Genomic DNA, 1,896 nt, shown 5'->3' with positions numbered 1-1,896 from the left:
GCTGCAATGAATGATGAATACATGATGCTTCTTCTCAAATCCTTTTGTCAAGACTGATTGAGATGCTCTTACCCTGCTGTGATATGTCGATCGCGGGGACACTACGAGGAAGCATCCAAACAGAACTAGACACACTTACCAGAAATGCAGATACTTATCTGTCCTTATGGCGGGAATATAACGAATTGGAGGAAAAGGCGATCGTCCAAAAAGCACATGAGATTGGCTGGATCGCTTACTCCTCTGAAGAAATGTTAGCGTCGGGCGATCGTCGCTTCCACCTTGAAAAAAAGGCGAATTTGCAGGAAAGGTTGCAGGCATTGAGGGATCTATCTGAGTTTCCTCTGGAAGCGAGCGATCAAGAACCTGACTTGAGCAGTTTAGAAAGTGTTGCTAGCAGCCAGAAGCTGTTTTTTGGACAAATCAGTGATATCGATCCCCAAAAACTGACTCTGGACATCCGCCCATCTAATCCAGATGAATTGCTCTCTCCACCGCCAAACGGATTTCTGTATGTTTCTCTTCAAGGCGATCGCACCCGCTTAAATCGGCGTAAACGTGCCGAAGAGCTGATCCGAACAGCAACCTGCCCTATGCCTCAACTCGGGCTGATATTACAAGATCAAAAAATTCCCATTTCAAATTATCGCCAGCATAAGCTACTAGATAAAACCGTAAAATAAGCTTTTCAGGGTTCCCCCACTTCCCGTCAGAAAGAGGCACTGCAGGTCGCTATTAATACGCCGGATATTGCTTTAATTCAAGGTCCACCAGGAACAGGTAAAACCAAAGTTATTACTGCGATTCAAGCCTCTCTGTCTGAAATTGAAAAGAACAGAAATGGCACAGTTTCCCACCGTTTGCTCCTGACCAGTTACCAGCATGATGCAGTTGAAAATGTGGCAGAACGAACCGTTATATTTGGGCTTCCGGCAGTTCGCGTTGGAGGTAGATCTAGTCGTAGCGATGCCCCAGATAATGTCGATCGCTGGCGTAGAGAGCGAATTGAGGCACTTGAAGCTGAACGGGCTAGCTGGTCTGAACTGCCAGAGACAGCTTTGTTGCGTCAGGTACAAAATCTCGTCACGGGTTATGTACTGACTCCAGGAAATTTGCAGCAAACAGCAAAATTGCTAGAAGACATTTACAATTTGACAAAACTTAGGATTTCGGGAGAACTTAGCGATCGCCTCTTAGAACAAAGCCGTACCCTTACATTAGGAAATTCCACCAATTATTCAATCAATAACGAAGCTAGAGAATTAGCAATTAAAGCAATCAAATCGCTCCGCATTGAACCAATTTCATTCTCTGATGACGGGCCGACTGCTGCATACAAAACTCTGCGTCGCCTTGAATCATTAAAGTTGTTATCGGATGGCGATCGCCGCCTTCTAGAAACAGCAGCCGATTGGGATAATTTCGAGTTTCCTGGTGAGCCTCCTTTTCTCAATGATTTGGCCGCCCTCCAAATCAGACTTTTAGATCAACTTACTCCTAGAGCAAATGATTCAATAACCGCATCGGTTGCAAATCCTGAGATCGAATCTCTATTAGAACAAGTGCGAGAGGCACTAACAGAGCAAGTGCGTCAATCCCAGTCTGGAGTCGAAGCTGTTGTAGAGGAATACCTGAACGACTTGAGAAGCGACCCTAATGGCGTCCGGCAAATGCTGCGAAATTACACCGTTGTTTTGGCAGCTACTTGTCAGCAGGCAGTAGGCAAAGAAATGGAGTCCACAACTGGAAATGTTGATAGTGTTTTTGAGACAGTCATTATTGATGAGGCAGCCAGGGCCAATCCCCTAGACTTATTTATTCGGCGTTGCTGAACTAGGGTATGATGAAGTTGTCCTCCGAGCGTCAAAAATCACACACATTTAAAAGCAATATTAT

Annotated in this window: 1 protein-coding gene and 1 pseudogene; both read left to right on the top strand. The window is 45.2% G+C overall.

Features of this window, described 5'->3' with window-relative positions; translation table 11 throughout:
* Positions 1-44: 44 nt before the first annotated feature.
* Positions 45-683, top strand: coding sequence for a hypothetical protein (locus QUA99_RS32700; protein ID WP_333448860.1), 639 nt, complete (start codon positions 45-47; stop codon positions 681-683).
* 33 nt (positions 684-716) lie between these two features.
* Positions 717-1,832, top strand: a pseudogene (locus QUA99_RS32695) (AAA domain-containing protein); the annotation flags it as partial.
* Positions 1,833-1,896: the final 64 nt, after the last annotated feature.

Source organism: Microcoleus sp. F10-B2 (assembly GCF_036704965.1).
Taxonomy (GTDB): domain Bacteria; phylum Cyanobacteriota; class Cyanobacteriia; order Cyanobacteriales; family Microcoleaceae; genus Microcoleus.
This window is presented reverse-complemented; position numbering and strand designations above follow the sequence as displayed.